This window comes from Cellvibrio sp. OA-2007 (assembly GCF_000953825.1).
Classification (GTDB): Bacteria; Pseudomonadota; Gammaproteobacteria; order Pseudomonadales; family Cellvibrionaceae; genus Cellvibrio.
In genome coordinates this window covers 1-1241 of record NZ_BBUL01000030.1, presented here as the reverse complement: position 1 = coordinate 1241, position 1241 = coordinate 1, and the positions used below count along the sequence as shown (strand labels likewise).

The following is a 1241-nucleotide window of genomic DNA, read 5'->3' as shown; positions in this document are numbered from 1 at the left end:
CTACGCTCCTTGGACAGTTTTTAAGTCGCAGTTTTGTGGTTTTGCTGCGCAAAAGTATTCCACAAAACCGCAACTTAAAAACTGCCGCTTAGCTCGGCGTTAGCCATCACATGGTGCAAGAATGGACTTTGAAACAAAATTCTTTAATCGTATATCCGTGTTACTTAAAGATCAAAATTCCAATTTTGAACGGGAACTACAGACGGTTTTAAGAAATGCGAGTGCTAAACATGAACTTGGCGGTGGAAATACCGTTAGGAGAATAATGGAATGCTGTACAGCAGAATTAAAACGTAGCATAGATTTACTCGTTACTACTTCCATTGAAATGATTGAACTCAGTCAGAAAAGCATATCATCTGAAAAATTAGTGGGAATTCTACAGCCCCATTTTGCTAGCCAACTTGAACTTATAAATGAAGCAAAATTAAAAGCTTTGAAAACTAATCAGCCTCGTGACCTATCGCAAAATGTAATTGAAGCTTCCTCTATCATGGAGAAATATAATCTGTTCGAAAGTGAAGCAAAATATAGAATTGAAAAAGAGCTTCTTGTTTTAAAAGAAAATAGAGGTAAAACGCTAAAAGACAGAATAATAAATAGGTTAAATAATAGTTGGTTATACTTGATACTTTTAACGGTATTTGGAGTATTTGCTTGGTTGTATAAGGGCTAACAAATCGCTCAAGCACCGCGCACTTCGTGCGCTGGACAGTTTTTAAGTCGCAGTTTTGTGGTTTTGCTGCGCAAAAGTATTCCACAAAACCGCAACTTAAAAACTGCCGCTTAGCTCGGCGTTACGTGGTCAAAGCGTTTTAGGCTTGTGCAATCCTGAAAGTTCGCAAAAGCAAAACCGGTATTTTTGAAGAGTGAATGTTTTTGGGTTTTCTGCTTCGGCTAGTTTGTGCGCTGTAGCGGTTTGAAGAATGTGAAGGTTTTTTCTGGTTTGTGTTCTTGCAGGTTTTGCTTTAAAAGCTGAAATACAAGTTTGGCTTTGGTTAATTTCTGCTTTTGTTATTTCCCAATTTTGGGTAAAGTTCCATCAAGTTTTTAGGCGTGTTGGTTTGCACGGAAAGGCAACGGCAAAAGCTCCCTTTCCGCTTCGGCAAATTCTTCACAAAACATTTATCACGTAACAAGGCGCTCCAGCACCGCGCACTTCGTGCGCTCGACAGTTTGTAAGTCGCTTTTTTGTGGTTTTGCTTCGCAAAAGTTTTCCACAAAAAACCAACTTACAACCT

Annotated in this window: 1 protein-coding gene; it reads left to right on the top strand. The window is 38.9% G+C overall.

The genetic code is table 11. From position 1 onward, the window contains the following. Positions 1-121 precede the first annotated feature (121 nt). The gene (locus tag AWU77_RS02105; RefSeq protein WP_062058551.1) at positions 122-676 is read left to right on the top strand and encodes a hypothetical protein; all 555 of its coding nucleotides are present in this window, start codon (positions 122-124) and stop codon (positions 674-676) included. Positions 677-1241 lie beyond the last annotated feature (565 nt).